Source organism: Brenneria izbisi (genome assembly GCF_025840185.1).
GTDB lineage: Bacteria > Pseudomonadota > Gammaproteobacteria > Enterobacterales > Enterobacteriaceae > Brenneria > Brenneria izbisi.
This window is the reverse complement of sequence record NZ_JAMPJU010000001.1, coordinates 186,700-211,854: the sequence shown is the minus strand read 5'-3', so window position 1 is coordinate 211,854 and position 25,155 is coordinate 186,700. Positions and strand designations below refer to the sequence as shown.

Sequence of the window (25,155 nt, the reverse complement as noted above, 5' to 3'; positions counted from 1 at the left end):
TAATTAAGGACGCATACATGTCACAGAACGTACATTTTCAAGGCAACCCGGTATCGCTGGCTGGAACATTTCCCGCCAAGGGAAGCAAAGCCCCCGCTTTTACACTGGTTGGCAAAGACCTGTCAGATGTCGCACTCAGTAACTATGCGGGTAAACGCAAAATTCTGAATATCTTCCCAAGCATCGATACTGGCGTTTGCGCCACCTCTGTGCGTAAATTCAACCAACTGGGTTCTGAACTGGATAACACCGTTGTTCTGTGTATCTCTTCCGACCTGCCGTTTGCGCAATCCCGCTTTTGCGGATCAGAAGGTCTGAACAACGTCGTTGTGCTGTCTACATTGCGTGGCGCCGAGTTCAAAGAAACCTATGGCGTCGCCATTGCTGATGGCCCATTGAAAGGTTTGAGCGCCCGTGCAGTGGTTGTTCTGGATGAGAACGACAACGTGCTGTATAGCGAGTTGGTGAACGAAATCACCACCGAACCCGATTACGACGCGGCGCTGGCCGTACTGAAGTAATCAACAACAACGGCTGCGCGCGCAGCCGTTGGTTTTACTCCTCATCCTCGCCTGCCGTCTTGCGCTGACTCAACCCATATTCCCGCAATTTATTGGCAATCGCCGTATGTGATACGCCAAGGCGTTTAGCCAGTTTACGTGTGCTGGGGTAGCTCTGGTACAGGCGGGTTAACACGGCGCGCTCAAAACGTTTACTGATGTCATCCAGCGATCCTGCCAGCATTTCCTCACTTTGGGGAACATCAAACGTGAAAGCCGGCAGATCGATATCCTGCATTTGCAACTCATGGCCTTCCAACTGCGTCAAGGCCCGATAGATGGTGTTTTTCAATTGACGCACATTGCCCGGCCATCCGTATTGCGGCAAAAACTGTCGCAAATCGGCAGCCAGTTTGGGTCGCGGAATGCCCTGCTCATCAGCAAAACGTGCGACGAACAATTCGGTCAACGGCATGATATCAGCCGGACGCTCACGTAGCGGCGGTAGTGTAAGCGTCAGCACATTGAGGCGGTAATAGAGATCTTCCCTGAATTCGCCGCGCTGCACCATTTCCAAGAGGTTTTTTTGCGTTGCGCATATCACCCGGACATCCACGTGCATTTCATGATCTTCGCCTACCCGACGAAAGGTGCCGTCGTTCAGGAAGCGCAGCAGTTTGGTTTGCATCTGTGCGGACATTTCGCCCACTTCATCCAGCAACACCGATCCGCCGTTCGCCTGCTCGAAAAAGCCTTTCTTACCTTCCAGCGCATTGAGATAAGCGCCGGGCGCGTGACCGTACAGTTCACTTTCCATCACGTCGTCAGGTAAGGCGGCGCAGTTCAACGCCAGAAAAGGTTGTTTGCCGCGCGGACCGCGTAAATGACAGGCGCGGGCCAGCATATCTTTGCCGGTACCGGTATCACCAACAATCAACAGCGGCGCATCGAGCATCGCCAGCTTGCGCGCCTGCTCAACCACTTGCCGCATATTGGGGCTGACCGCCACGATATGCGCAAACTCATTATCATCATTTACTGACAGATCTTGTAATTGCCGCCCCATGCGCACTGCGGATTTCAGCATCACCAACGCGCCCGCCGTGGTCATTTTGCCTTCATCATCGTCCAGATGAATGGGCGTCATCTCCAACAGGAAATCCTGTCCGCGGATCACCACGCGCGCCGTCACCGTCATGCTGTTGCGATCCAGCCACGCCGTAACGTTATACCCCGGTATCAACGCATCGATAGTCAGATTACAGATGCTCTCAGCGGACTGATTAAACAGCGTCAGCGCGGACGGATTAAACAGTTCTATCTTGCCGCGCTTGTCAAGCGAAAGCACGGGCTCCGGCATGGATTCCAGCAAAGCGGTCACCGCGCGGTGTTCCCGTTCCGACGGCATAAAGGCCACCGAGCGAACATCGCTGACGCCGTCAATGCGGCGAATTTCCGCCATCAACATGCGAAAAGCCTCAAAATCCAGCGAAGCGAAATTAAGATAAATACGGCCAATAGACACAATCTCGATGCCTCGCAAATCAAGATTGCGCGACGCCAGAAGATCCAATAATTCGCGGGTCAGACCGATACGGTCTTCACAAAAAACTTCCAGACGCATCAACGACTACCTTCTTCAACAGGTGCGACAGGCTAACAGGCAATGATAATACCCTTTCGGCAGGCACGGATGAAGCGAAGTGGCAGCAAAAGTTGACAGTCATGGAATATTTTCCGTATTGCGCCGCCGGATCAACGGGTTTTCTGCAAAGTTGCTTTTACCTGTCCGATCAATTCATGGCGGAAATCGCCCAGACGCGGCTTATCATCCAACCAGGGCAACGGTCGGCACAGTTCCATTGCCTTGATGCCCAAACGCGCGGTAAGCAGGCCCGCGCCAATGCCCTGCGCTGCACGGGCGGAAAGACGCGCGGCTAAATCCTGCGACATCCAGTCCATACCAATTTCCCGCACCAGTTCAGATGCGCCGGCGAACGCAATGTTGAGCAACACCAGACGAAACAGACGAATACGACTGAAATAGCCTAATTCAATGCCGTAGAGCGCCGCAATTCGGTTGATCAGCCGCAGATTGCGCCAGGCGATAAACGCCATATCCACCAGCGCCAGCGGACTGACGGCAATCATCAATGTGGATTCCGCCGCCGAACGGCTGATTTCCCGCCGTGCCTGACTATCCAGCACCGGTTGCACCAACCGGGCGTACAGTTCCAGCACTTCACGATCGTTATGGGTTTCATGCAGAGAGGCCTGCCAACGTTGCATCGCCGGATGCCCCTTATCCAGCCCGGCCTGGCGCGCCAGTTTTTCACAAAACTCACGCCCTTTCCCCACACCGTGGCTATGCAGCAAATCACGCGCCACATCGCGTTCTTCCGCCCGCTCGCGCAAGCGGTAAAGGCGTCGCCACTCGACCGCCAGCGATCCGACACCCGCCGCCACAATCAGGCTGCCAGCCGCGATGCCGCCCAGCGCGATCCAATCCTGCTGTAACCAGGCGTTATGCAGCGATTGCACCCCCTGCGCCACGGCGCTGACGCCAAACAGCGTCAATCCCGCCATGACCATCCGCCGCCACAGGCTGCGTTTAGGCCGCAGCGCCGCGCTGACCACTTCCTCGGCCACGCCTTCTTCCGGTACTTCCTGTTCCCGACTGACAGGCGCAAAACGTGCGGCTTCCTGTTCGTCAAACGATACATTGGCGCGTAATTGCGGCTGAGGTTCCGCTGGCGAGGCTTTGTCAAACGTCATTCGCGGTTTCAATGGTTCGTTCATCGCAATTTATCTCCCAATAAAAACTCCATTACCGTATCCAGCCGAATGTGCGGCAACGGGGTGTCCACCGTCATTTCGCGTGGCCGAAACTCATCAAAATGAAATCCCTGTTCCTGCCAGAATGCGGCGCCCGGCAACCTTGGCGGCACTTCCCCCGGATAGACCGTCAGCGGCTGACCATCACTCAAGCGATTACCCTTCAACGCCGGAATTTTTTGTCCCTGATGGTCAACAATGCCGCTTTGGGTGGACTGAATCGATGCAATACCTGCGCAATCCATGCTGATCCCCTCAAACGCGGCGTTCTGCCAGGCTTCCTGCACCAGTTGCTGCAACAGGGAAACCAGATTGGCATGTTGATCGGCGGTAATGTGATCGGATTTACTGGCGGCGAACATCAGTTTATCGATACATGGCGAGAACAGACGGCGGAATAGCGTGCGCTTGCCGTAGTGAAAGCTTTGCATCAGTTGGGTCAACGCCAGCCGCATATCGTTAAAAGCATGCAGTCCGCTGTTCAGCGGTTGCAGGCAATCCACCAGCACAATCTGGCGATCAAAACGGATAAAGTGATGTTTATAAAAGCCTTTCACCACCGACTGACAATAATAATCGAAGCGCTGACGCAGCATCCCGATATTGGTTTTTACATCAGCCTGCATCAGCTTGGCTTCACCCCATTTATCAACTTGCGGCCACGGGAAAAACTGCAACACCGGCGCGCCGGCCAGATCGCCCGGCAGCACAAAGCGCCCTGGCTGAATGAAATGCAGCCCTTCCTGTTTGCAACGCATTAGATAATCGGTGTACGCCTGCGCAATGGCCGCTAATTGATTTTCATCGGCTGGCGCCAGCGGGTCAAGCGCCTCACACAGCGACAGCCAGGGCCTGGCCCATGCGATGCGATCGCCTTGCAGCAACCCGGCCATCTGACGTGACCAACTGAGATAGGTTTGTTCCAGCAACGGCAAATCCAGCAGCCATTCCCCCGGATAGTCCACAATTTCCAGATACAGCGTCGAGGTGTCCTTAAAATGGCGCAACAACGAATCATTGGAACGATAACGCAGCGCCAGACGAATCTCACTGACGCCGCGCGTAGGCCGGGGCCAGTCTGGTGGCGAACCATAAAGCGCCGCCATGCCCTCATCATAGGCAAAACGAGGAATGCCAAGATCACGCTGCGGCACACGTTTGGCGCCCAGCAACCGCCCTTCGCGCACCGCGGAAAACAGGGGCAGATGCGCCCCGCTGTGGACGTTCAGCAATTGATTGACAAACGCGGTAATAAAGGCGGTTTTACCACTGCGGCTCAACCCGGTAACGGCTAACCGCAGATGACGATCCACACTGCGGTTAACCAGTGAGTTTAATTCGTTTTGTAATCGCTTCATTGGATGAACCAAGCTCCTTTTAGCGTAAAGACTTGCTGCGTGGCGTCTTCTTGGCGATCATGGCTGAACTTATCGAACGTATAAATTTATTGAACGTAAATGCTTCACCGTTCAACGAACAGCCCGCCATTCAGACCGCTTAATTGATAATGAAGCATCTTATTACTCATCAGTGAAATAAGTGATGTGGTTTTACAGGAAATAACGACGACGCACAAATTCGCTACTTGATTGCAAATCTAGTACAGAATCATCCAGATAAAAGCAAAGTGGCACGATTTTGTTATTGACGGCGTCGATGTTACCGGGCTGTCCCGCAAGAAGATGACCGGATAACAGCAACGCCGTGGATATGATGATGTTTACAGTTGGCGAAAGCGGCTCTGCACGCCAAATGTCTCTGAGGTGACATAGCGCTCAATATTGCGCAGTCGCTGTTCGCTGGCCATCAAGGTCGCGTCAGCGTCGTTCAGTAATTGCCCTGGCGTGCGAAATGCAACGTCTTGTTCGCGGTAGCTCGCCGCTGGCGCGGGGTCAAGCACAAAGCTGAGTACGAAATAAGCGACGATAGTGAAAAAGAACAGCCCGAAAATCATCGATAACACCACGATGGCCCGCACCAGTTTCACCGGTACGTCAAAGTAGCGAGCCAGCCCAGCACAGACGCCTTTGAACATGCCTTCTTCCGGTATGCGATATAATGTTTTACCTGACCATGTTTTCTTCATTACGATTTTCTCCAGTCCGGGTGTTCCGCATCCAGAATTTCTTCCAGTGTCTGAATTCGCTCGCGCATGCGGCGGGCGTCTTCCGTTAATTGCGTCAGACGCTGCATATCGCTTTGTCCTAGTTGAGCATTGTTTTGCTTACGCTGACTGTAATGTAGCCAAAGCCATATCGGTGCCACAAACAGCATGAAAATGGTCAGCGGTATGGCAAGAAACAAAGCACTCATCGTGTCTCCTTAATCATTATGTTCGCCGGTTTTGCTAAGGCTATCGCCAACCGTGACGATAGCCGGCCCGGTTATTCGGCTGATTTAACTTTAGCTTTAAGCTCAGCCAATTGCGCACTGATTTCATCATCCGCTTTCAATTCGGAGAACTGCTGATCCAGCGATTTGTGCTTGCCCAGCCCGATACTTTCCGCTTCGGCTTCCATCGTATCGATCCGTCGTTCGAACTGCTCAAAGCGCGCCATCGCTTCATCCAGCTTGCCGCTGTCCAGTTGACGGCGTACATCACGCGAGGAAGAGGCAGCCTGATGGCGTAGCGTCAACGCCTGCTGACGCGCACGGGTTTCCGTCAGTTTGTTTTCCAACTCGCCGATTTCTCGTTTCATGCGTTCCAGCGTTTCATCAATGCTTTCCGCTTCATGCTGCAACGTCACGATCAAATCGGTCAGTTTCTGTTTCTCAATCAGCGCGGCACGCGCCAGATCGTCTTTGTCTTTTCTCAGCGCCAACTCAGCCTTTTCCTGCCACTGCGCCTGCTGAGACAACGCCTGTTCAATACGGCGGGCAATCTGTTTCTTTTCTGCCAGCGCCCGTGCGGAGGTAGACCGAACCTCAACCAATGTATCTTCCATTTCCTGAATCATCAGCCGGACCAACTTCTGCGGATCTTCCGCTTTATCCAGTAATGAATTGATGTTGGCGTTCACGATGTCGGCAAAACGAGAAAAAATACCCATAATCATATCCTCTTCATGATTTCCAGCGCCTGATTACGCCTGATTTATGATCGCGACCGGTCATCAGCCGATTGCATGGTAGATATATCAATAAGCATGCCAACTTTTAATTAAAGATAACTTATTGAAAAATAAAGCAAGAAGAATTTTGACTATTTTTCATTACCCGCTAAATTAGTCAAATACGCTAACTGTTAGTAAAAATCACAGGATGCAACGCAATGGCGCATGAAAAAGAGAACTTACTGGGGGAAGCCAACAGCTTTCTTGAAGTGCTGGAACAGGTTTCACAACTGGCGCAACTTGCTAAACCCGTTCTGGTGATCGGCGAGCGCGGCACCGGTAAGGAGTTGATCGCCAGCCGGTTGCACTATCTTTCTCCCCGTTGGCAAGGGCCTTTTATTTCGCTGAACTGCGCGGCCTTAAATGAAAACTTGCTGGATTCCGAACTGTTCGGTCATGAAGCCGGCGCGTTTACCGGGGCGCAAAAGCGTCATCTGGGCCGCTTCGAGCGCGCTGATGGCGGTACGCTGTTTCTGGATGAATTGGCGACCGCGCCAATGCTGGTGCAGGAAAAACTATTACGGGTGATCGAATATGGCGTGCTGGAACGCGTCGGCGGCGGACAGGCGTTGCAGGTCGATGTGCGGCTGGTGTGCGCCACCAACGATGATCTGCCTGCGTTGGCCGCCAGCGGAAAATTCCGCGCCGACCTGTTGGATCGGCTGGCGTTTGATGTGGTTCAGTTGCCGCCGCTACGTGAGCGTCAACAAGATATCATGTTGCTGGCGGAACATTTTGCGATTCAGATGTGCCGCGAACTGCGGTTGCCGCTCTTCCCCGGTTTCACGTCACACGCCCGCGAAACGCTGCTGAACTATGGCTGGCCTGGTAATATCCGGGAACTGAAGAATGTCGTGGAACGTTCGGTTTACCGTCATGGCGGCAGCGATACGATGCTGGATACCATTATTCTCAACCCGTTTCAGAAATCGGGATCGGCTGACCTGGTTCCGCCTACCCGCCTTGCGGATGAATTACCCGATTTACCGCTGGATATGAAGCAATGGCAACTGGCTCAGGAACGTGCGCTTATCGAGCGCGCGCTGGATCAGACGCGTTTCAATCAGCGTAAGGCGGCGGAATTGCTAAGGCTAACCTATCACCAGTTACGTGGTCTGTTGAAAAAGCACGCTATCGCCGTTAATGAATAGTTTCACCCTCCCCGATGAACGAGGAGGGGTGAGGGGTAAAAACCAGCAGGCGCGCATCCGCCGCTGGCTTTTACCTGTAATTAAGGCTCAATTCCCCATACCAGTTGCCCTTTATCATAGACCGTCATGCGATCCCAGTCGGTAAAGACAGCGTTTTTGCCATTATAGGAATAGTCGTTGGTTTCATCGTAGTTACTCCAATCTAGCGGATGAATCCGCACCTGCACATCGCCGCTCTCGCCGCCAGCGGGGATAGTACCTGCCTCATCGTTGAAAGAGAGGACGACATAGCGGTTTGCCTTGTCCGTTCCGGTCAGCGGTTCAGTGCTGGCGATGACATTACTGGCGCCGATCATCGCCCAATCGATGAATATCTGAGCATCCGAACGACCATCATCGTTGAAGTAATAGCGGACTTTCACATCACTGAGCTTAACCTCGCGATTGCCGGTATTTTTAAGATTGAACACCAGATTCATGACATTATTATCAGGGGTGCTGTCGAGAGTGCGATGTTGCAGCAAGATTGTTCCCGTTCCGGTGTCAGGATTCTCCGGCGTCGGTGTCGGTGTCGGCGTTGGCGTCGGCGTAGTTGGCGGCGTAACGACGTCGGTTATCGGTTCAGCCCCCGCCCGGATCTGCTCTCTGACAAACCGGCCTGATGTCGACAGCGCCTGCGCTGTCCAGCCGCCGCTGGTGCTGGCGCCAGGCGCCAGCGCTGCGGATGCCTCCGCTTTATCCGTTAAAGACCAGTTAACCCAACTGATGCCACGATTATTCAAAAAATCGATCCAGGTCTGAGATTCCGGCAGGTACGGGCCGCCATTGCCGGACGCGTCACTGGTGCCCCACTCGCTGACAAAAATCGCCGCACCCCGGCTTTGCGCGTAATCTATCCGATCGCGTAAGGATTGCCCATGCGTACCCGCATAGAAATGTAGCGCGTACATGGTATTGGCGTCAGGCAACGGAGAATCCGCCGCATCGTGAATATCCTGACTCCAGGTGCCGGTTCCCACGATAATGATGTTGTCTGGATCTTTGGCGCGGATAGTTTGTGTGACTTCTAACGCATAAGGCCGGATCTGCGCATTCCAGGTCACGCCGCCGTTGGGTTCATTGGCAATTTCATAGATGATGTTAGGCGAGTTGCCATAAAGTTCGGCCATTTCGTTGAAGAAAGTTTTTGCCTGCGCTTTATAAGTATTTGGGTTGCCATCTGAAAGAATATGCCAGTCGACGATAATGTACACCCCAAGACTCTGCGCCGCCGCGACCGCCTCTTTAACCTTATTAATCAGAGAAGGATTGGAAATGTAGCCCCCCGCCTCAGTGTACATTGCCACTCGGAAGACTGATATTCCCCAGTCATCACGCAGCCACTGCATTGTATCCTTATTGACATAGTTGCCGTACCACTGCAAACCATGCGAACTGATCCCTTTCAGTTGCACCGCCTTACCACCGGCGCCGACCAGTTTGCCGTTGGCAATCGACAACTGCCCATATTGCTCTACCGGCGTGGCCGCCGCCGCTGACGACGAAAAAATCAACGCGACGCCCAGTAATGCGCTGACGGCGCCTGACGTTAATATCCTTACGCTCCTTATCCACTTCGTATTTATCCGCATATTCCTTATCTCCATTGTGAACACCCAGCTAATTGGGTTATTGCATAATACTGATGATTTATGTATCTGACGAAAAATTAAGAATCATCTTAAAATACTTGATTTTATTAATTATTTTTTCTGAAAAAGAATAATGTCGAACTATTTTGGCCAAAAAAAAAGCCAGCACGTGGGCTGGCTAAAATAATACTGGAAGCAATGTGAGCAATGTCGTGCTCTCCTTCAGTGCCTGCGAAGAAGCAACTGCTGAAGCGCGGGAGTAATGATAATAGTTATCAGTATCATCTGTAAAGCGGTTTGTTGAGAATATTTCTCATTTCCATATAAAGTATGGGGTTCTTAACGCATCGCGATTGCTCTGCCAACATGATTTTTTGGTTGTTTTTTAATCATATTCAGGCATATTTTTGTATAAAATCTTCCCAATGATCAGCAATTTGGCTAATATTCTGCAATTCCACCACCGAACTTCCATTATTTCTGACCATCATTTCAAACTGATCGAGCATATCGGCAAAACTCCGTGCGTTATCTGCGATGGAAAGCGTCTGCACCATTTCTCTCTGAGTGCGATGCGTACCCGCTTTGAATGTCTCAATATCGGATTGCGCGGCCTCGGTTCGTTTAGCGTCAGCGAAATCAATACTCAGCGCTAGCTCAGCCTCAGCCTGCCCCAGCAATAAATTATCCCGGCGCTTCACCAGCTTATCAATGTAGCGATTGATAACGCCTGAAGCCTGGGATCGATATCCCTCGGCAATAAAATGATCGTTAATAAACGTGAGTTTCTCTTTTTTCGCTGCAATATCAAACGCCAGCGTGGTGTCCGTCATGACGCCGTTAAGCGGGCTGGACAGCGCCTCATGCAGCGCTGCGGTTAACCTGACGGTTGACGATGTCGTCCCTTCCTGCGTCATCACAAACCATGAAGAAAAGTCGAAGGCGTCAGCCGCCGTAACCGGATCGCTAAACAGTGGGGAGGCCAGATTCGGAATGCGATTTAACTGAGCGGCAATCAATTGATCTCTAAGCTGTTTAACCGCCTCATCCTGCGCTTTAATTTGTTCTTCAGTCAGTGGACTTAAGGGATATTGATCATGTTGTTCAGTATGCTCTTTGCTGCGAGCCAGTCCCGCTTCCGAAAGCTGGATCACTTCAAAATTGGCTAGCGAAGCATCTGCGTTTAATACGTTTGAACTTTGCGCTGTGTCTTCCGTTGTATATGACGATAATGAAGGGGAAATTTTATAAAAGGTAATACCGTCCATCAAGAATTACTCCATTTTTCAGGTACGAATCTGGATTATTAACGGCATGGATGGGACTGGTATTTAGAAAAAAATCACCATTGCAGTGAGAAATCACTATTAACATGATCTACGACAACAATACACCACCGTAATACGGATTAAGTCCCCGTATCCATCATCGTTGACGTGGTGGAATTATTAGCGGTACGACTTACTCGCCCCGTTGGAAACGCAACTGGACAGCATTTCAATCCGCTATTTTTCGGCAATATTAATGTGATAGCGAATAAAAACAGGCGTATTCAATACAAACATCGAATACGCCCGGAAATAATTTATAAAATTGCCAACTTTATAAAAACTATATAGCTGACTCGCCTTCATACGCTTTTCTGTATAATTCGATCACCTCTTCTTTAGTGGCTTTACGAGGATTAGTCAGTTGGCAAACATCTTTTTTGGCATTTTCAGCCATGATAGCAAAATCTTCCGGCTTAACGCCGAGACTTTTCAGATCAGCCGGAATACCAACCTGTTTACTTAATCTTTGAATAGATTTTATTGCTTTAATCGCCGCTTCATCCGTGGAAATCCCGACGACATTTTCTCCCATTGCTTCGGCAATATCCCTGAAGCGGTTAAGATTACTCATTAAGTTAAACGATTCAACATAAGGAAGGAGAATGGCATTACAAACACCATGCGGTAAATTATAGAAACCGCCAAGTTGGTGAGCCATAGCATGCACATAGCCTAAAGAGGCATTATTAAATGCAATCCCGGCTAAATATTGGGCATAAGCCATATTGTCTCTGGCTTTCATGTACTCGCCATTGGCTACGGCTTTAGGTAAATATTGGGTGATCATTTGAATGGCTTTTAATGCCGCCGCATCGGTGAGCGGGTTTGCCATTGTTGACACATAGGCTTCAATTGCATGGGTTAACGCATCCATTCCTGTCGCGGCGGTCAATGACGGCGGCATACCCACCATTAATTCAGGATCATTAATCGAAATTTGAGGCGTAACACGCCAGTCCACAATCGCCATCTTAACTTTACGTTCGGTATCCGTAATAATACAAAAGCGAGTGATTTCGGAAGCCGTCCCCGCCGTGGTATTAATAGCCATTAACGGGATCATGTCATTATCGGATTTATCCAGACCTTCATAATCTCTTATATCCCCGCCATTGGAGGCAATAAGCCCAATACCTTTGGCACAGTCATGTGAAGAACCGCCGCCAAGAGAGACTATCGCATTACAATCATTTTCCCGATAGGCTTTAATTCCGTCCGCCACATTTTTATCTGTCGGATTAGGTTCCGCGCCACCAAAAATATATGTATCAATCCCAGCCTTGTTAAAAATTTCGGCAACCTTCTCCGCCATACCGTTCTGAGCAAGAAATTTATCAGTAACGATAAGCGCTTTTTTAACTTTTAACGTTTTTGCCAACACCCCGGCCTCTTGTACACTGCCTTCTCCGAAAACATTTCGTGTCGGTAAAAAATAATAATTTGGCATAATATTTCCTCTTATGAACAAGTCTTCACAATGTGTCCATTAATTCATTTCAACAATCAAAATAAGAATAAAAAATGGAATAAAAAACTAAAGAAAATACCGCTATCCTCCTTGAATCTGAACATAACGTTAGGGTATCGATCCCGTGTTAATCATAGATAAAATCTGAAGTTACTCTATGAAAATAAAAGAATGATTGTGAAGTAACTCACAAAATTTGGGTATAGCATCGGGCATCCGGTACTCCGGGATCTCGCGCGATAAAGGGCCCAGACGAGGAAAGCGGCGCCACCATGAAAACAGGCGGTTCTGGCGCGCAAATGATGGGAAAATCGCCAGACGCGCACAACACAGTGGGGAGGATGGCGAGAGTGCGGTACACTCTGTGTATTACGCCTTGACTGAAAAAACCGTATGTCTGGAAAATTTTGTTTCGCACTGGCATTCGTTTGGGTAGCGTTGCCCGCATTGGCGGCGCCTTCGCCGGCAACGCAGCAGACGTCTATCCGCCAAAGCGGTTTCGTTTATTGTGTGAATGACGTGCTGAACACGTTTAATCCGCAGATGGCGCGCAGCGGTATCACCATCGATACGCTGGCGGCGCAACTTTATGATCGCCTGCTGGATGTCGATCCTTATACTTACCGCCTGATGCCGGAACTTGCCCAACGCTGGGAAGTGCTGGACAACGGCGCCGCCTACCGCTTCTATCTACGTCGCGACGTCCCCTTTCAGACCACGGACTGGTTCCGACCGACCCGCAATATGAACGCCGACGACGTGCTGTTCAGCTTTCAACGCATGCTGGATGAGAAGCATCCCTATCATGATGTCAACGGCGGCGATTACCCCTATTTCGACAGTCTCCAGTTTGCCGATGCGGTGCAAAGTATACGTAAGCTGGGCGAATACACGGTTGAGATCCGGCTCAACAGCCCGGATGCCTCTTTTCTGTGGCATCTGGCGACGCATTACGCGCCCATTCTCTCCGCCGAATATGCTCAGAAACTGACAACCGAGGAAAAACAGGCATTGATTGACCGGCAGCCGGTCGGCACCGGCCCTTATCGACTCAACGAATATCGTAACGGACAATACATTCGCTTGACGCGTAATGAAGCCTACTGGCGCGGGTTGCCCCGCATGGCGCAGGTGGTCGTTGATTTAGGCTCCGGCGGGACGGGCCGTTTATCCAAGCTGCTGACCGGCGAATGTGACGTGCTTGCCTACCCCGCCGCCAACCAACTGACCATCTTGCGTAACGATCCCCGCTTACGCTTATCGTTGCGTCCCGGTATGAATGTCGCTTATCTCGCGTTCAACGTGCGCAAGCCGCCGCTGGATAACCGCCAGGTTCGGGAAGCGATCGCGCTGGCGATAAACAATGACCGACTCATGCAATCCATTTATTACGGCACGGCGGAAACCGCCGCATCGATCCTGCCGCGAGCATCCTGGGCCTATGACCATGACGCGCAGATAACCGAATACAATCCAGCCAAATCCCGTCAGTTATTGCAGGAACTGGGCATGACGAACCTCAGCTTGCGTTTGTGGGTGCCTAGCGCCTCGCAACCCTACAATCCAAGCCCGCTGAAAACCGCAGAACTGATTCAGGCGGATCTGGCGCAAGTGGGCATCCAGGTAACGATTGTGCCGGTGGAAGGCCGTTATCAGGAAGCAAAGCTGATGGGGCAAAGTCACGATTTGACGCTGGCAGGCTGGGCCACCGACAGTAATGACCCGGATAGTTTTTTCCGTCCGCTGCTCAGTTGCGCGGCGATCCGTTCGCAAACCAACTATGCTCACTGGTGTGACCCAACGTTTGACGAGGTGTTGCAAAACGCCTTGTCTTCACAGCAACTTTCTAATCGTATTGAATATTATCAACAGGCGCAAAAGATCCTGGCGCAACAGCTTCCCGTGTTGCCGCTGGCGTCCTCATTGCGTTTGCTGGCTTATCGTTATGATATGAAAGGTCTGGTGCTTAGTCCGTTCGGTAACGCCTCTTTCGCGGGCGTGTTTCGAGAAACGTCCCAGCCCGTGACGCCTTCTTCACAGGAAACGCTTGAAGTTGAAGGAGATCTGCCGTGATTATCTTTACTCTGCGTCGGCTGGTGTTGCTGCTGGTGACGCTGTGCCTGCTGACGCTGGTAGGATTCAGTCTGAGCTACTACACGCCGCATGCGCCGCTCAATGGCGCGGCGCTGTTCGACGCTTATCATTTTTATCTTTCCGGCCTGCTACAGGGCGATTTCGGTCGATCCAGCATTAATGGTCAGGCGATCAGCGAACAGTTGAAAGAGGTTTTCCCCGCCACGATCGAGCTTTGCGTGCTGACGTTTATGCTGTCGTTGCTGATCGGTATCCCGCTGGGCATCACCGCGGGCGTGATGCAGAATCGCGGCCCGGATATCGTGATCAGTACGCTGGCGCTCATCGGTTTTTCGATACCGGTTTTCTGGCTGGCGTTGCTGCTGACCCTGTTTTTTTCGCTTCACCTCGGCTGGCTGCCGGTTTCCGGTCGCTTTGATTTGCTCTATCAGGTCGAGCCCGTCACCGGATTTGCGCTGATTGACGCCTGGCTGTCTGATTCGCCCTATCGCGGTGAAATGATGATCAGCGCGCTCCGTCATCTGATCCTGCCCATCACCGTTCTTGCTGTGGGCCCGACTACCGAGGTGATCCGCCTGATGCGTATCAGCACCACCGAGGTAATTGGCAAAAACTACATCAAAGCCGCCGCCACCCGCGGCTTGTCCAAGCTGACCATCATCCGCCGTCATGTGCTGCATAACGCGCTGCCGCCGATTATGCCTAAGCTGGGGTTACAGTTCTCCACCATGCTGACGCTCACCATTATTACCGAAGTGGTGTTTAGCTGGCCGGGGCTAGGGCGCTGGCTGGTCAATGCCATTCGCCAACAGGATTACGCGGCTATCTCGGCGGGGGTCATGGTGGTTGGCGCTATGGTGATCACAGTTAACGTGCTGTCTGATATTTGGGGTGCGATGACGAACCCGCTGAAGCATAAGGAATGGTATGCCCTTCGATAACGTTTACAGCGAAAAACGCTTACCCAGCCGACTGGCGGATACGTGGCGGGTATTCCATCAGGATACGCTGGCGATGATCGGCTTTTATAGCTTTCTCATTCTGCTCGGTCTGTGCCTGTTTGGAAAATTGCTGACGCCGTATGCCGTGGATCAGCAATTTCTCGGTTATCAACTGTTGCCGCCGTCCTGGTCGCATTATGGGGAAGTCTCTTTCTTCCTCGGCACTGACGATCTGGGGCGCGATCTGCTCAGTCGTGTGCTCAGCGGCGCGGCGCCCACGGTGGGATCGGCGCTGATCGTCACCTATGCCGCCGCATTGTTCGGCATTGTGCTGGGGGTAATGGCTGGCGTGACGCATGGCCTGCGCTCCGCGATGCTCAATCATATTCTTGATACGTTGTTATCCATTCCGTCGTTGCTGCTGGCGATTGTGGTGATTGCATTCATCGGCCCCAAACTCGAACACGCGATGTTGGCGGTATGGCTGGCGCTGTTGCCTCGCATGGTGCGAACCATCTACAGCGCGGTGCATGATGAGATGAACAAAGAGTATGTCATCGCCGCCCGGCTTGATGGCGCTTCAACTCGTTATATCATCTGGTATGTGGTCTTGCCGAATATTGCCGCCTTGTTGGTTTCCGAGTTCACCCGCGCCTTGTCCATCGCCATTTTGGACATTGCCGCGTTAGGTTTTCTCGATCTGGGCGCGCAGCTTCCCACCACCGAATGGGGAGCCATGCTCGGCAACTCGTTGGAACTGGTGTATGCCGCGCCGTGGACCGTCATGTTGCCCGGCGCCGCCATTACCCTGAGCGTGCTGATCGTCAACCTGCTGGGCGATGGCATCCGCCGCGCCCTGATCGCTGAAACGGAATAATGGCGGAGACGAAATTATGCCACTCCTTGATATTCGTAATCTGACCATTGAATTTCTAACCCCTGATGGCGCGATCAAAGCCGTAGATCGGGTCAGCATGACGTTAAACGAAGGGGAAATTCGCGGGCTGGTGGGGGAATCAGGCTCTGGTAAAAGTCTGATTGCCAAAGCCATTTGTGGGATCACCAAAGATAACTGGCGGGTAACCGCCGATCGCTTCCGTTTTGACGATATCGACTTGCTGCGACTGTCGTCACGCGAGCGACGCAAACTGGTGGGACACAATGTCTCCATGATTTTTCAGGAACCGCAGTCCTGTCTCGATCCATCCGAAAGCATTGGGCGACAACTGATGCAGGCCATCCCCGGCTGGACCTACAAAGGCCATTGGTGGCAGCGCCTCAACTGGCGCAAACGCCGGGCTATCGAGTTGCTGCACCGCGTCGGCATCAAAGATCATAAAGACATCATGGGCAGCTATCCCTACGAACTGAGCGACGGAGAATGCCAGAAAGTGATGATCGCCATTGCACTGGCGAACCAACCGCGTCTGCTCATTGCCGATGAACCCACCAACGCGATGGAATCGACGACTCAGGCGCAGATTTTTCGTCTGCTGTCGCGTCTGAATCAGAATAACAACACGACCATTTTGCTGATTAGCCATGACCTGCAAACCATGAGCAAATGGGCCGATAGAATCAATGTACTTTACTGCGGTCAGACGGTGGAAAGCGCGACCAGCGAAGATCTGATTAGCGCGCCGCACCACCCTTACACCCAGGCATTGATTCGGGCGATGCCGGATTTTGGCCGTTCGTTGCCGCATAAGAGTCGGCTGAACACGCTGCCGGGCGCGATCCCATCACTGGAGCATTTGCCTGTGGGATGCCGTCTGGGGCCTCGCTGCCCTTATTCGCAGAAACAATGCATGCAAACCCCGCTGCTGCTCCCGGTGAAAAACCATTGGTACGCCTGCCACTTTCCGCTCAACATGGAGGAATCCTGATGGTTGAAACTTTGCTGGAAGCCCGTAATCTGACCAAAACATTCCGCTATCGAACCGGATTGTTTCGTCGGCAACATGTTGAGGCCGTGAAGTCCGTCAGCTTTACCTTACGTGAACGCCAGACGTTGGCGATCATCGGAGAAAACGGTTCAGGAAAATCCACGCTGGCGAAAATGTTGTCCGGCATGGTGGCACCGACCTCAGGCGAATTGCTGATCGACGATCATCCTTTGCATTATGGTGATTATCGTTACCGCAGCCAGCGAATCCGTATGATCTTTCAGGATGCGGGCAATGCGCTCAATCCGCGCCAGCGCATCGGGCAGTTGCTGGATGTACCGCTGCGGCTTAATACCGATCTCACGCCTCAGGCGCGTGAAAAAGCCATTAACCAGACGCTGCAACAGGTCGGTCTGCGCCCCGATCACGCTTACTACTATCCCCATGCGCTGGCTCCCGGTCAGAAACAGCGTGTCGGTCTGGCGCGCGCCCTGATCCTGCAACCTAAAGTCATTGTGGCGGATGAAGCGCTGGCCTCGCTGGATATGTCCATGCGCTCACAAATCATCAACCTGATGCTGGAACTTCAGGAAAAACACGGCATCTCTTATATTTACGTGACGCAGCATCTGGGAATGATGAAACATATCAGCGATCAGATTCTGGTGATGCACGCCGGAGAGGTGGTCGAACGCGGCAGTACCGCCGAAGTGCTGGCCTCGCCGCTGCACGATCTGACCAAGCGCCTGATCGCCAGCCACTTTGGTGAAGCGCTGAGCGCCGATGCCTGGCGGCGTGACGGCGCTCAGCTTTAAGCGCGTTTTGATGCTGAAGAAACAGACAAAAAAGGTCGATACTGCTCGGAGTACCCTTATCGGCCTCAGGCATGGTAGAATCGCCCGGTTTATTCACTTCGATCATCATTAACTGATTACGTAATCGCTGATGATCGCTGCAACAATGATCACAAGGATTACTGCTATGGGTTTTCTTACCGGTAAGCGCATTCTGGTAACTGGTGTTGCCAGTAACCGTTCCATTGCATTCGGTATCGCGCAGGCGATGCACCGTGAAGGTGCTGAACTGGCGTTCACGTATCAAAACGATAAACTGAAATCTCGCGTTGAAGACTTTGCCAGCGAACTGGGATCAAGCATTGTTCTGCCCTGTGATGTCGCGGAAGATGCAAGTATTGAAGCGCTGTTTGCTGAATTGGCTAACGTATGGCCAAACTTTGATGGCTTCGTTCACTCCATTGCTTATGCGCCGGGCGATCAGCTTGACGGCGACTATATTGATGCCGTAACCCGCGAAGGTTTCGGCGTTGCGCACGATATCAGTTCTTATAGCTTTGTCGCGATGGCCAAAGCCTGTCGTAAAATGCTGAATCCTCATTCTGCGCTGGTCACGCTGTCCTATCTGGGCGCAGAACGCGCCATTCCTAACTACAACGTGATGGGTCTGGCAAAAGCCTCTCTGGAAGCGAACGTGCGTTATATGGCAAACGCCATGGGTGCGCAGGGCGTGCGCGTCAACGCCATCTCAGCCGGCCCGATCCGTACACTGGCTGCCTCTGGCATTAAAAACTTCAAGAAGATGCTGTCTCACTGTGAAGCGGTTACGCCAATCCGCCGGGTGGTGACCATTGAGGATGTCGGTAACTCAGCCGCCTTCCTGTGCTCCGATCTGGCTGCCGGTATTTCCGGTGAAGTGCTGCACGTCGATGGTGGTTTCAACATCACCGCGATGAGTGAGTTAGAATTGGATTAACATTCCATTTCGCTAGCAATACGATGTCCTCTGCCCCACACTGTTGGGGCATTTTTATATTTCCTGCCTGCTCCCCCTGATAAGCGAGTACCCGGCGTTTAGCCGTTCAAACTCGAAATGTTGTTGAGAAGAAAGAATTATCTGTTTATTTTTGGTCACGAAAATGGCTTCAATATCCGGTCTGGTGCGTAAATACGCGATACCGTCATCGACGCCCATGCCATAGAGCAACGTAGAATAAATATCGCCGTCAATAGAGTTGTCCGAGATAATGGTGACGCTATGCAGTTCATTATCCAGCGGGTAGCCAGTGACGGGATTTAAGATGTGGTGGTACACCTGGTCATCAATGGTAAAAAAACGCTCATAAACGCCAGACGTCACCACCGACTTATTAATCACCCGGATCACCCCCAGCAAATCATCCCGCTGCGCGAACGGCCTTTGCAGCCCGACGCTCCAGTACCCTTGCGTCAATGAGCGGCCAATGGCAAGGACATTACCGCCAAGATTGATTACCGCGTGATAAACCCCACACTGGTACAGCAAACTTCTGATGCGATCCGCAATATATCCTTTGGCGATCGCGCCTAAATCGATTTCCATCCCTGCCTGCGCCAGAAAAACAGCGCGGTCTTCCTCATTCAGCATCACATGCTCAGGATTGGTCAATGCCAGTGCGCTAGCTATTTTTTTCGCATCAGGCACGGCGCAACCGTTAAATCCTATTTTCCATAGTTTCACTACCGGGCCAATGGCGAGATTAAAGCAACTGCCGTTTATCAGGCTGGCGGCTTTCGCTTGTTTGATGAGGCTGAAAACCAGGGGGCTGACCGTTACGAAATGTTGCCCCGCCGCGTAATTGACGCTCATCACCTCCGACTGCGACCGATTGACGGTCAGACGATCTTCAAGCTGCCTGATATGGTGAAATACCTGTTTAACCAGCGTTTCATCATGCACAAACATTTTCAACACTATCGGGCTGCCCATTAGATGAGCGGTATAGGAATAGATTTCACTGACAGATTTCATGATAGACAGGTCGGCGGATGAGGTGGCGGAATAAACAAAGAGAGGCGTCCTGACGGACGCACTCCCTGTCTTGCAATTAACTCATTCAAACGTTTATGAAACAGCTTTTAATGGAACATCCGCTCCTTCAAAATCCACCTGCGTCACGTTATCCGATGATTTCGCATAGACGGCGGCCTGCATACCGGAGCGAATACCGAAAATAATGATATCCGCCACGGCATTGCCGCCAATGCGGTTGGCGCCATGAATACCGCCGACCACTTCTCCGGCGGCATAGACGCCGGGGATAGCCTGTTTGCCGCTATTGAGCACTTCTGTATCGGCATTGATCACCACGCCGCCCATAGTATGGTGAACGCCGGGCGCGACTCTGATGGCATAGAAGGGCGCGCTATCGAGCGGGTCGCGCATACCGGTCGTTCTGCCGAAATCGTCGTCATGCTTGTTATTGACAAACACATTGTAGCGGTTGATGGTCGCTTGCAACGTCGCCAGATCAATATCCAGTTTTTCCGCCAGTTCAGCAATGCTTTGTCCACTCACGCTCAACCCTTGCGAAACATATTCCTCGACCGCCATATTACGCTTTCTCACCTGCTCATCGAACAGAATATAGGCGAATTTTTCCGGCAGACCGACAATAGCCGCGGAAACCTTGTCGCGGGTTTCCAGTTCATTGAAAAACCTTTCGCCGCGCTGTGAAACCAGGATTGCGCCGCCGCCGCGAATCGATTCCGATATCAGATAAGAAGTCGTTTGCTCCACCGTCGGATGCGTTTGGATTTCGCCCATATCAACGGTGTCGGCGCCCATTTGCTGCAACAGACGAATACCGCCGCCGGTCGCCCCTTTATGGTTGGTTGTCACAAACCCATCCAAATCAGGGCGATAGTTAACCACCATCGACGAATTAGCGCTGAAACCGCCTGTCGCCACAATAACGGCTTTGGTTGCAATGATTTTCTCTTCATTCTCATCATCAAGGATGCGCACACCGCTTACCCGGCCATGTTCCTGAAGGATTTCCGTCACCGTGGTATCCAGCATGACATCAATATTGCGCTTGTTGATGTTTTTCACCAGACCGCTGATCAAATAGCCGCCGACCGCCGCGCCGCTGGCGGGCCGATGCGTTCTGTCGATGCTCATCCCGCCAGTGGTGGTGATATCGCTCAGTTCGATATCGTGATCGGCAAGCCAGTCGATCGCGTTGGCGGCATGCTCGACAAAATATTTCACCAGCGTCGGATTGTTTTTGTGTTGGCCGCTTTTCAACGTCTCGTTGTAGAACAGCGTCCGGCTATCATCAATACCTTTGATTTTCTGGAAAACCGTTTCAGCGGCATTCATACCGGCTGATGCCTTGATGGTATTACCGCCGATAACCGGCATTTTTTCGATGATGATGACGCTGGCGCCCGCTTCGCTAGCCTGGATCGCCGCCGCCAGTCCCGCCCCGCCACTGCCGATCACCACAACATCGACTTCCTGCTGCTCATCGGGGTTGCCGCCCTCCTCAAGAATGGCTTCCTTGCAGGATTTCACCATCGCTTTGGTTACCGCTTTCTTAATCGCTTCACTTTGCGCCGTCGCGCCGGTTACCGCATCGACATGCGGACTGTTGGTGTCCAGAATCCGGCTTCTGATCACGTCGAAACTGATCAGCAACGATTCATCGATCCCGGCGTTATCCGCCAGTTCAATATTTTTTATTCGATCAGGTTCAAAGCTGACATTCACCTTCAGTTCGCCGCTTTCATCCTGTACTTTTTCCTGATATACCCCGGCTTTGAATTTCTTGCCGGTTAGATTCACATCCCGAATCATCGCTTCCACCAGGGAGAAACGCCATAAGGGTTCCGGGATCATTAACGCTTCACGTTTATCGCTATTGATATAAAGCTCGATATTTTGCGCGTCGGCAATTCGATCAGTCCAATCAGGATAAGCGATACACCCTCTGCCCACCGCGATCAGGTCATAACCATTTTCCAGCGCAGTTTCGGCGTCCGTTTTATTCACAATTTCGCCGACGCCGATAACCGGAATTTCGGCAAGTTTGGCGGAGCGCCGGGCGACATATTTTTTAATCAACGGCGTGGGATCATCAATATCGTTCAGTGACGGACGTAAAATATTCCCCATGGAAAAGTGGACATAATCCAGGCCTTTTTCCGCCAGTTTCTCTAACAAATATAACGTGTCGTCAAAACGAATGCCGGGTTCTTCTATTTCTTCGGGCGAAAAGCGATAACCGATAATAAATGAACGATCCGCATATTTATTTACCATTTCATGAGTAATATTCAGAATGGCTAAAGGAAATTGCGCGCGTTTATCTCTGCTGCCGCCCCATTTATCGGTGCGTTGATTGGAATTGGGGGAGTAAAATTGCTGGATCAGATAGGTGTTGGCGCCATGAATTTCCACGCCGTCGAACCCCGCTTGAATGGCCCGGTATACCGCATCGCCGAACTTCCCGACCATTTCCTCCACTTCATCGCCGGTCAAGGCGACAGGCGTCGCCGCACCCGCTCTGGGCGCTGCCAGCGCGCTGGGCGCCACCGGCGTCGCGCCGCCGATAAACCGTGGTTCCACCATGCGACCGCCGTGGTAAATCTGAAGCACCGCTTTCGAGCCTCTGGCTTTAATTGCCGTGGCGATCTTAGCCAGCCCGTCGATTTTATCGTCTTTATCGATCCCTATCGCGCCGGGGAAAGCCAGCCCCTTATCATCAACAAAACAACATTCCACAATCACCGTGCCGATACTGCCGGCCCGCTGCTCATAATATTCGATTAATTCTTTTGTAACACTCCCATCAAAAAATCCACTACAGGTGGTCATCGGCGCCATAAGCACTCTATTTTTGAGCGTAACGCCGTTGGGTAATGTGAAAGATTTTAACAATTCAAGGTTAATATCCGTCATGGTGAACACTCCACTTTAAAATAAAAAATTTCGCTTAAAAAGAGCACAATAAAGCCATGGTTTTTTCGTTATTTGTTCGGCTGGCTAATAATGTTATTAATTACTAAGTATGGGTTTTTTTTAATGTTATAAAACGTTTTTTTAATATTTTAACTGCTACATATAAATACATTTAGTAGGGTTATTGGCGATTATTTTTGTCAACGTTAATACACGCTATTTTTATTAACATATTTGCATCTTCGAAAGAAATTAAACCATAAATATTTACGTTTTATGTAACAAAAAAGGGAATTAATCGTCGGCTGACATTATTTAGCGCTTGTCACCTAAAAAGCACCTTTTCCTGTGCCGAACGGCGTAAAGCACTCAGTCACATTTTAACCGTCGATAAATACTCTCTATCCGCATGATGCAGACCACATGGAATGCTTGCCGCCAGCACGTGATTCGCGTAAAACTGTCAGCCGCTAATCGAGCTACTGACAACCGTATTTCTGGACGCTATGTTTCAAGATAATCCGCTGCTTGCACAGCTAAAACAGCAACTTCATTCGCAGACGCCACGGGTTGAAGGTGTCGTCAAAGGCACTGACAAAGGCTTTGGTTTTCTTGAAGCTGATGCGCAAAAAAGTTATTTCATCCCGCCTCCGCACATGAAAAAGGTGATGCACGGCGATCGCATCACCGCCACGCTGCATACCGAAAAAGAGCGTGAGATTGCCGAACCGGAATCCCTGATCGAACCATTTCTGACCCGCTTTGTCGGGCGTGTACAGAAAAAAGACGATCGTCTGTCCATTGTCCCCGATCATCCGTTGCTGAAGGATGCAATCCCGTGCCGTGCCGCGCGTGATGTCAGTCATTCGTTTCAGGATGGTGACTGGGCGGTAGCGGAAATGCGCCGCCATCCGCTGAAAGGCGATCGGGGATTCCACGCCGAACTGACCCAATACATTACCACTGGCGATGATCCGTTAGCACCGTGGTGGGTGACGTTGTCACGTCACAATCTGGAGCGCGCCGCGCCGGAAGCGGAAGCGACGGAACGTCATGACGGCGAACTGATACGTGAAGATCTGACCGCGCTAAGTTTTGTCACCATCGATAGCGCCAGCACCGAAGATATGGATGATGCCCTGTTCGCTCAGGATAATGGTGATGGTTCGCTGCAACTGACTATTGCGATCGCTGATCCGACCGCCTATGTCGCCGCTGGCAGCGAACTGGATGATATCGCCCGTCGGCGGGCTTTCACCAACTATCTGCCTGGCTTCAATATTCCGATGTTGCCGCGTCCGCTGTCAGACGATATCTGCTCGCTGCGGCCAAATGAGCGACGCCCGGTTCTGGCTTGCCGCGTGACTATTGGCGCCGATGGCGCGCTGGGCGACGATATCCATTTCTTCGCCGCCTGGATCGAATCCAAAGCCAAGCTGGTTTATGACGAGGTTTCCGACTGGCTGGAAGAAAAAGGCGCATGGCAGCCGTCCAGCGACGCTATTGCTGAACAAATTCGCCTGTTGCAACGCATTTGTCTGGCGCGCAACGAATGGCGTAATACTTATGCGCTGGTGTTTAAAGATCGCCCGGATTACCGCTTCCTGCTGGGAGAAAAAGGCGAAGTGCTGGATATCGTGGTTGAACCGCGCCGCATCGCCAACCGCATCGTAGAAGAAGCGATGATCGCAGCCAACGTCTGCGCGGCGCTGGTGCTGCGCGATAAGCTGGGTTTCGGCATTTACAATATTCACAACGGATTTGATCCGGCTTCGGTCGAACAGGCGGTTAGCGTACTGGAAACCCACGGCATCAAAGCCGACGCGCAGGCGTTGCTGACGTTGGAAGGCTTCTGTGCGCTGCGTCGTGAACTGGATGCTCAACCCACGTCGTTTCTTGACAGCCGTATCCGCCGCTTCCAGTCTTTCGCCGAAGTCAGCACCACGCCGGGGCCGCATTTTGGCCTGGGTCTGGAAGCTTATGCCACCTGGACCTCACCGATTCGCAAGTACGGCGACATGGTTAACCATCGCCTGCTGAAAGCGGTGATCACCCAGCAGTCAGTGGAAAAACCGCACGATGACGTGACCATTCAATTGGCTGAGCGTCGCCGCCTGAACCGTATGGCGGAACGTGACGTCGGCGACTGGTTGTATGCCCGTTTCCTGAAGGACAAGGCCGGAACAGATACCCGCTTCGCCGCCGAAATCGCGGATGTGACGCGCGGCGGTCTGCGCGTTCGCCTGCTGGACAATGGCGCGATGACGTTTATCCCCTCCTCCTTTATCCACGCCGTGCGCGATGAACTGGTTTGCAGCCAGGAGATGGGCACCGTCTCCGTCAAAGGCGACGTCGTGTACCGTCAGGGCGATACGCTTGATGTCATGATCGCGGAAGTCCGGCTGGAAACCCGCAGCATTCTGGCAAAACCCGCCGCATAACGCCCCTTCTCCCGCGCCTGATACC

At 52.0% G+C, this 25,155-nt stretch carries 20 protein-coding genes; 9 read left to right on the top strand and 11 right to left on the bottom strand.

Annotation, left to right across the window (positions count from 1 at the left end):
* Positions 1–17: 17 nt before the first annotated feature.
* Positions 18–521 carry a thiol peroxidase gene (gene tpx, locus NC856_RS00975; RefSeq protein WP_264088540.1) on the top strand — a complete coding sequence of 168 codons (504 nt, stop codon included), beginning with the start codon at positions 18–20 and terminating at the stop codon, positions 519–521.
* A 34-nt stretch (positions 522–555) separates the two neighbouring features.
* On the opposite strand, the gene tyrR is transcribed toward tpx, so the two are convergent.
* From tyrR to pspA, 6 genes are all read right to left on the bottom strand, one after another.
* On the bottom strand, positions 556–2,124 hold the full coding sequence (tyrR, locus tag NC856_RS00970) for a transcriptional regulator TyrR (RefSeq protein ID WP_264088539.1): 1,569 nt from the start codon (positions 2,122–2,124) through the stop codon (positions 556–558).
* Positions 2,125–2,255: 131 nt separating this feature from the next.
* Positions 2,256–3,299, bottom strand: a complete 1,044-nt coding sequence (locus NC856_RS00965; RefSeq protein WP_264088538.1) for a YcjF family protein — start codon at positions 3,297–3,299, stop codon at positions 2,256–2,258.
* Positions 3,296–4,693 (bottom strand): YcjX family GTP-binding protein, encoded by a 1,398-nt coding sequence (locus NC856_RS00960; RefSeq protein WP_264088537.1) that lies wholly within the window; start codon positions 4,691–4,693, stop codon positions 3,296–3,298. The genes NC856_RS00965 and NC856_RS00960 overlap by 4 nt, the downstream gene beginning before the upstream one ends.
* Before the next feature lie 362 nt (positions 4,694–5,055).
* The gene (pspC, locus tag NC856_RS00955; protein ID WP_264088536.1) at positions 5,056–5,421 is read right to left on the bottom strand and encodes an envelope stress response membrane protein PspC; all 366 of its coding nucleotides are present in this window, start codon (positions 5,419–5,421) and stop codon (positions 5,056–5,058) included.
* Complete coding sequence (gene pspB, locus NC856_RS00950) at positions 5,421–5,648, bottom strand: envelope stress response membrane protein PspB (protein ID WP_137713526.1); 228 nt, start codon at positions 5,646–5,648, stop codon at positions 5,421–5,423. The genes pspC and pspB overlap by 1 nt, the downstream gene beginning before the upstream one ends.
* A gap of 71 nt (positions 5,649–5,719) precedes the next feature.
* Entirely contained in the window at positions 5,720–6,385 is a 666-nt protein-coding gene (gene pspA, locus NC856_RS00945; protein ID WP_264088535.1) for a phage shock protein PspA, read from the bottom strand.
* 221 nt (positions 6,386–6,606) lie between these two features.
* Here pspA and pspF point away from each other — a divergent pair, with 221 nt between their 5' ends.
* A complete protein-coding gene (gene pspF / locus NC856_RS00940) occupies positions 6,607–7,599 on the top strand; it encodes a phage shock protein operon transcriptional activator (protein WP_264088534.1) in 993 nt (330 codons plus the stop codon).
* 80 nt (positions 7,600–7,679) lie between these two features.
* Here pspF and NC856_RS00935 read toward each other — a convergent pair whose 3' ends face one another.
* The 3 genes from NC856_RS00935 to NC856_RS00925 all read right to left on the bottom strand — a co-directional run bounded on the left by NC856_RS00935 (position 7,680) and on the right by NC856_RS00925 (position 12,011).
* Positions 7,680–9,230, bottom strand: coding sequence for a cellulase family glycosylhydrolase (locus tag NC856_RS00935; protein WP_264088533.1), 1,551 nt, complete (start codon positions 9,228–9,230; stop codon positions 7,680–7,682).
* A 395-nt stretch (positions 9,231–9,625) separates the two neighbouring features.
* On the bottom strand, positions 9,626–10,498 hold the full coding sequence (locus NC856_RS00930; RefSeq protein WP_264088532.1) for a hypothetical protein: 873 nt from the start codon (positions 10,496–10,498) through the stop codon (positions 9,626–9,628).
* Positions 10,499–10,841: 343 nt separating this feature from the next.
* A complete protein-coding gene (locus NC856_RS00925) occupies positions 10,842–12,011 on the bottom strand; it encodes an iron-containing alcohol dehydrogenase (RefSeq protein WP_404802299.1) in 1,170 nt (389 codons plus the stop codon).
* Positions 12,012–12,422: 411 nt separating this feature from the next.
* Between NC856_RS00925 and sapA the strand changes: the two genes are divergently transcribed.
* The 6 genes from sapA to fabI all read left to right on the top strand — a co-directional run bounded on the left by sapA (position 12,423) and on the right by fabI (position 18,720).
* Positions 12,423–14,102: an ABC transporter substrate-binding protein SapA gene (sapA, locus tag NC856_RS00920; RefSeq protein ID WP_264088529.1), complete on the top strand. Its 1,680-nt coding sequence runs from the start codon at positions 12,423–12,425 to the stop codon at positions 14,100–14,102.
* On the top strand, positions 14,099–15,064 hold the full coding sequence (gene sapB, locus NC856_RS00915) for a putrescine export ABC transporter permease SapB (RefSeq protein ID WP_264088528.1): 966 nt from the start codon (positions 14,099–14,101) through the stop codon (positions 15,062–15,064). Before sapA ends, sapB begins: the two co-directional genes overlap by 4 nt.
* Positions 15,051–15,941 (top strand): putrescine export ABC transporter permease SapC, encoded by an 891-nt coding sequence (gene sapC, locus NC856_RS00910; RefSeq protein ID WP_264088527.1) that lies wholly within the window; start codon positions 15,051–15,053, stop codon positions 15,939–15,941. The genes sapB and sapC overlap by 14 nt, the downstream gene beginning before the upstream one ends.
* Positions 15,942–15,957: 16 nt before the next feature.
* Positions 15,958–16,950 carry a putrescine export ABC transporter ATP-binding protein SapD gene (sapD, locus tag NC856_RS00905; RefSeq protein ID WP_264088526.1) on the top strand — a complete coding sequence of 331 codons (993 nt, stop codon included), beginning with the start codon at positions 15,958–15,960 and terminating at the stop codon, positions 16,948–16,950.
* Positions 16,950–17,765, top strand: a complete 816-nt coding sequence (gene sapF / locus NC856_RS00900; RefSeq protein ID WP_264088525.1) for a putrescine export ABC transporter ATP-binding protein SapF — start codon at positions 16,950–16,952, stop codon at positions 17,763–17,765. The genes sapD and sapF overlap by 1 nt, the downstream gene beginning before the upstream one ends.
* 166 nt (positions 17,766–17,931) lie before the next feature.
* The gene (gene fabI / locus NC856_RS00895; protein ID WP_264088524.1) at positions 17,932–18,720 is read left to right on the top strand and encodes an enoyl-ACP reductase FabI; all 789 of its coding nucleotides are present in this window, start codon (positions 17,932–17,934) and stop codon (positions 18,718–18,720) included.
* A gap of 54 nt (positions 18,721–18,774) precedes the next feature.
* On the opposite strand, the gene NC856_RS00890 is transcribed toward fabI, so the two are convergent.
* Complete coding sequence (locus NC856_RS00890) at positions 18,775–19,755, bottom strand: FAD:protein FMN transferase (protein ID WP_264088523.1); 981 nt, start codon at positions 19,753–19,755, stop codon at positions 18,775–18,777.
* Between the two features lie 93 nt (positions 19,756–19,848).
* The gene (locus NC856_RS00885; RefSeq protein WP_264088521.1) at positions 19,849–22,689 is read right to left on the bottom strand and encodes a flavocytochrome c; all 2,841 of its coding nucleotides are present in this window, start codon (positions 22,687–22,689) and stop codon (positions 19,849–19,851) included.
* Between the two features lie 506 nt (positions 22,690–23,195).
* On the opposite strand from NC856_RS00885, the gene NC856_RS00880 reads away from it, so the two are divergent.
* The gene (locus NC856_RS00880; RefSeq protein ID WP_264088520.1) at positions 23,196–25,130 is read left to right on the top strand and encodes an exoribonuclease II; all 1,935 of its coding nucleotides are present in this window, start codon (positions 23,196–23,198) and stop codon (positions 25,128–25,130) included.
* Positions 25,131–25,155 lie beyond the last annotated feature (25 nt).

Coding starts and splice junctions, on each gene's coding strand:
- tpx (WP_264088540.1), top strand. CDS start 18: ATGTCACAGAACGTACATTTTCAAGGCAACCCGGTATCGCTGGCTGGA.
- tyrR (WP_264088539.1), bottom strand. CDS start 2,124: ATGCGTCTGGAAGTTTTTTGTGAAGACCGTATCGGTCTGACCCGCGAA.
- NC856_RS00965 (WP_264088538.1), bottom strand. CDS start 3,299: ATGAACGAACCATTGAAACCGCGAATGACGTTTGACAAAGCCTCGCCA.
- NC856_RS00960 (WP_264088537.1), bottom strand. CDS start 4,693: ATGAAGCGATTACAAAACGAATTAAACTCACTGGTTAACCGCAGTGTG.
- pspC (WP_264088536.1), bottom strand. CDS start 5,421: ATGAAGAAAACATGGTCAGGTAAAACATTATATCGCATACCGGAAGAA.
- pspB (WP_137713526.1), bottom strand. CDS start 5,648: ATGAGTGCTTTGTTTCTTGCCATACCGCTGACCATTTTCATGCTGTTT.
- pspA (WP_264088535.1), bottom strand. CDS start 6,385: ATGGGTATTTTTTCTCGTTTTGCCGACATCGTGAACGCCAACATCAAT.
- pspF (WP_264088534.1), top strand. CDS start 6,607: ATGGCGCATGAAAAAGAGAACTTACTGGGGGAAGCCAACAGCTTTCTT.
- NC856_RS00935 (WP_264088533.1), bottom strand. CDS start 9,230: ATGCGGATAAATACGAAGTGGATAAGGAGCGTAAGGATATTAACGTCA.
- NC856_RS00930 (WP_264088532.1), bottom strand. CDS start 10,498: ATGGACGGTATTACCTTTTATAAAATTTCCCCTTCATTATCGTCATAT.
- sapA (WP_264088529.1), top strand. CDS start 12,423: ATGTCTGGAAAATTTTGTTTCGCACTGGCATTCGTTTGGGTAGCGTTG.
- sapC (WP_264088527.1), top strand. CDS start 15,051: ATGCCCTTCGATAACGTTTACAGCGAAAAACGCTTACCCAGCCGACTG.
- sapD (WP_264088526.1), top strand. CDS start 15,958: ATGCCACTCCTTGATATTCGTAATCTGACCATTGAATTTCTAACCCCT.
- sapF (WP_264088525.1), top strand. CDS start 16,950: ATGGTTGAAACTTTGCTGGAAGCCCGTAATCTGACCAAAACATTCCGC.
- fabI (WP_264088524.1), top strand. CDS start 17,932: ATGGGTTTTCTTACCGGTAAGCGCATTCTGGTAACTGGTGTTGCCAGT.
- NC856_RS00890 (WP_264088523.1), bottom strand. CDS start 19,755: ATGAAATCTGTCAGTGAAATCTATTCCTATACCGCTCATCTAATGGGC.
- NC856_RS00885 (WP_264088521.1), bottom strand. CDS start 22,689: ATGACGGATATTAACCTTGAATTGTTAAAATCTTTCACATTACCCAAC.
- NC856_RS00880 (WP_264088520.1), top strand. CDS start 23,196: ATGTTTCAAGATAATCCGCTGCTTGCACAGCTAAAACAGCAACTTCAT.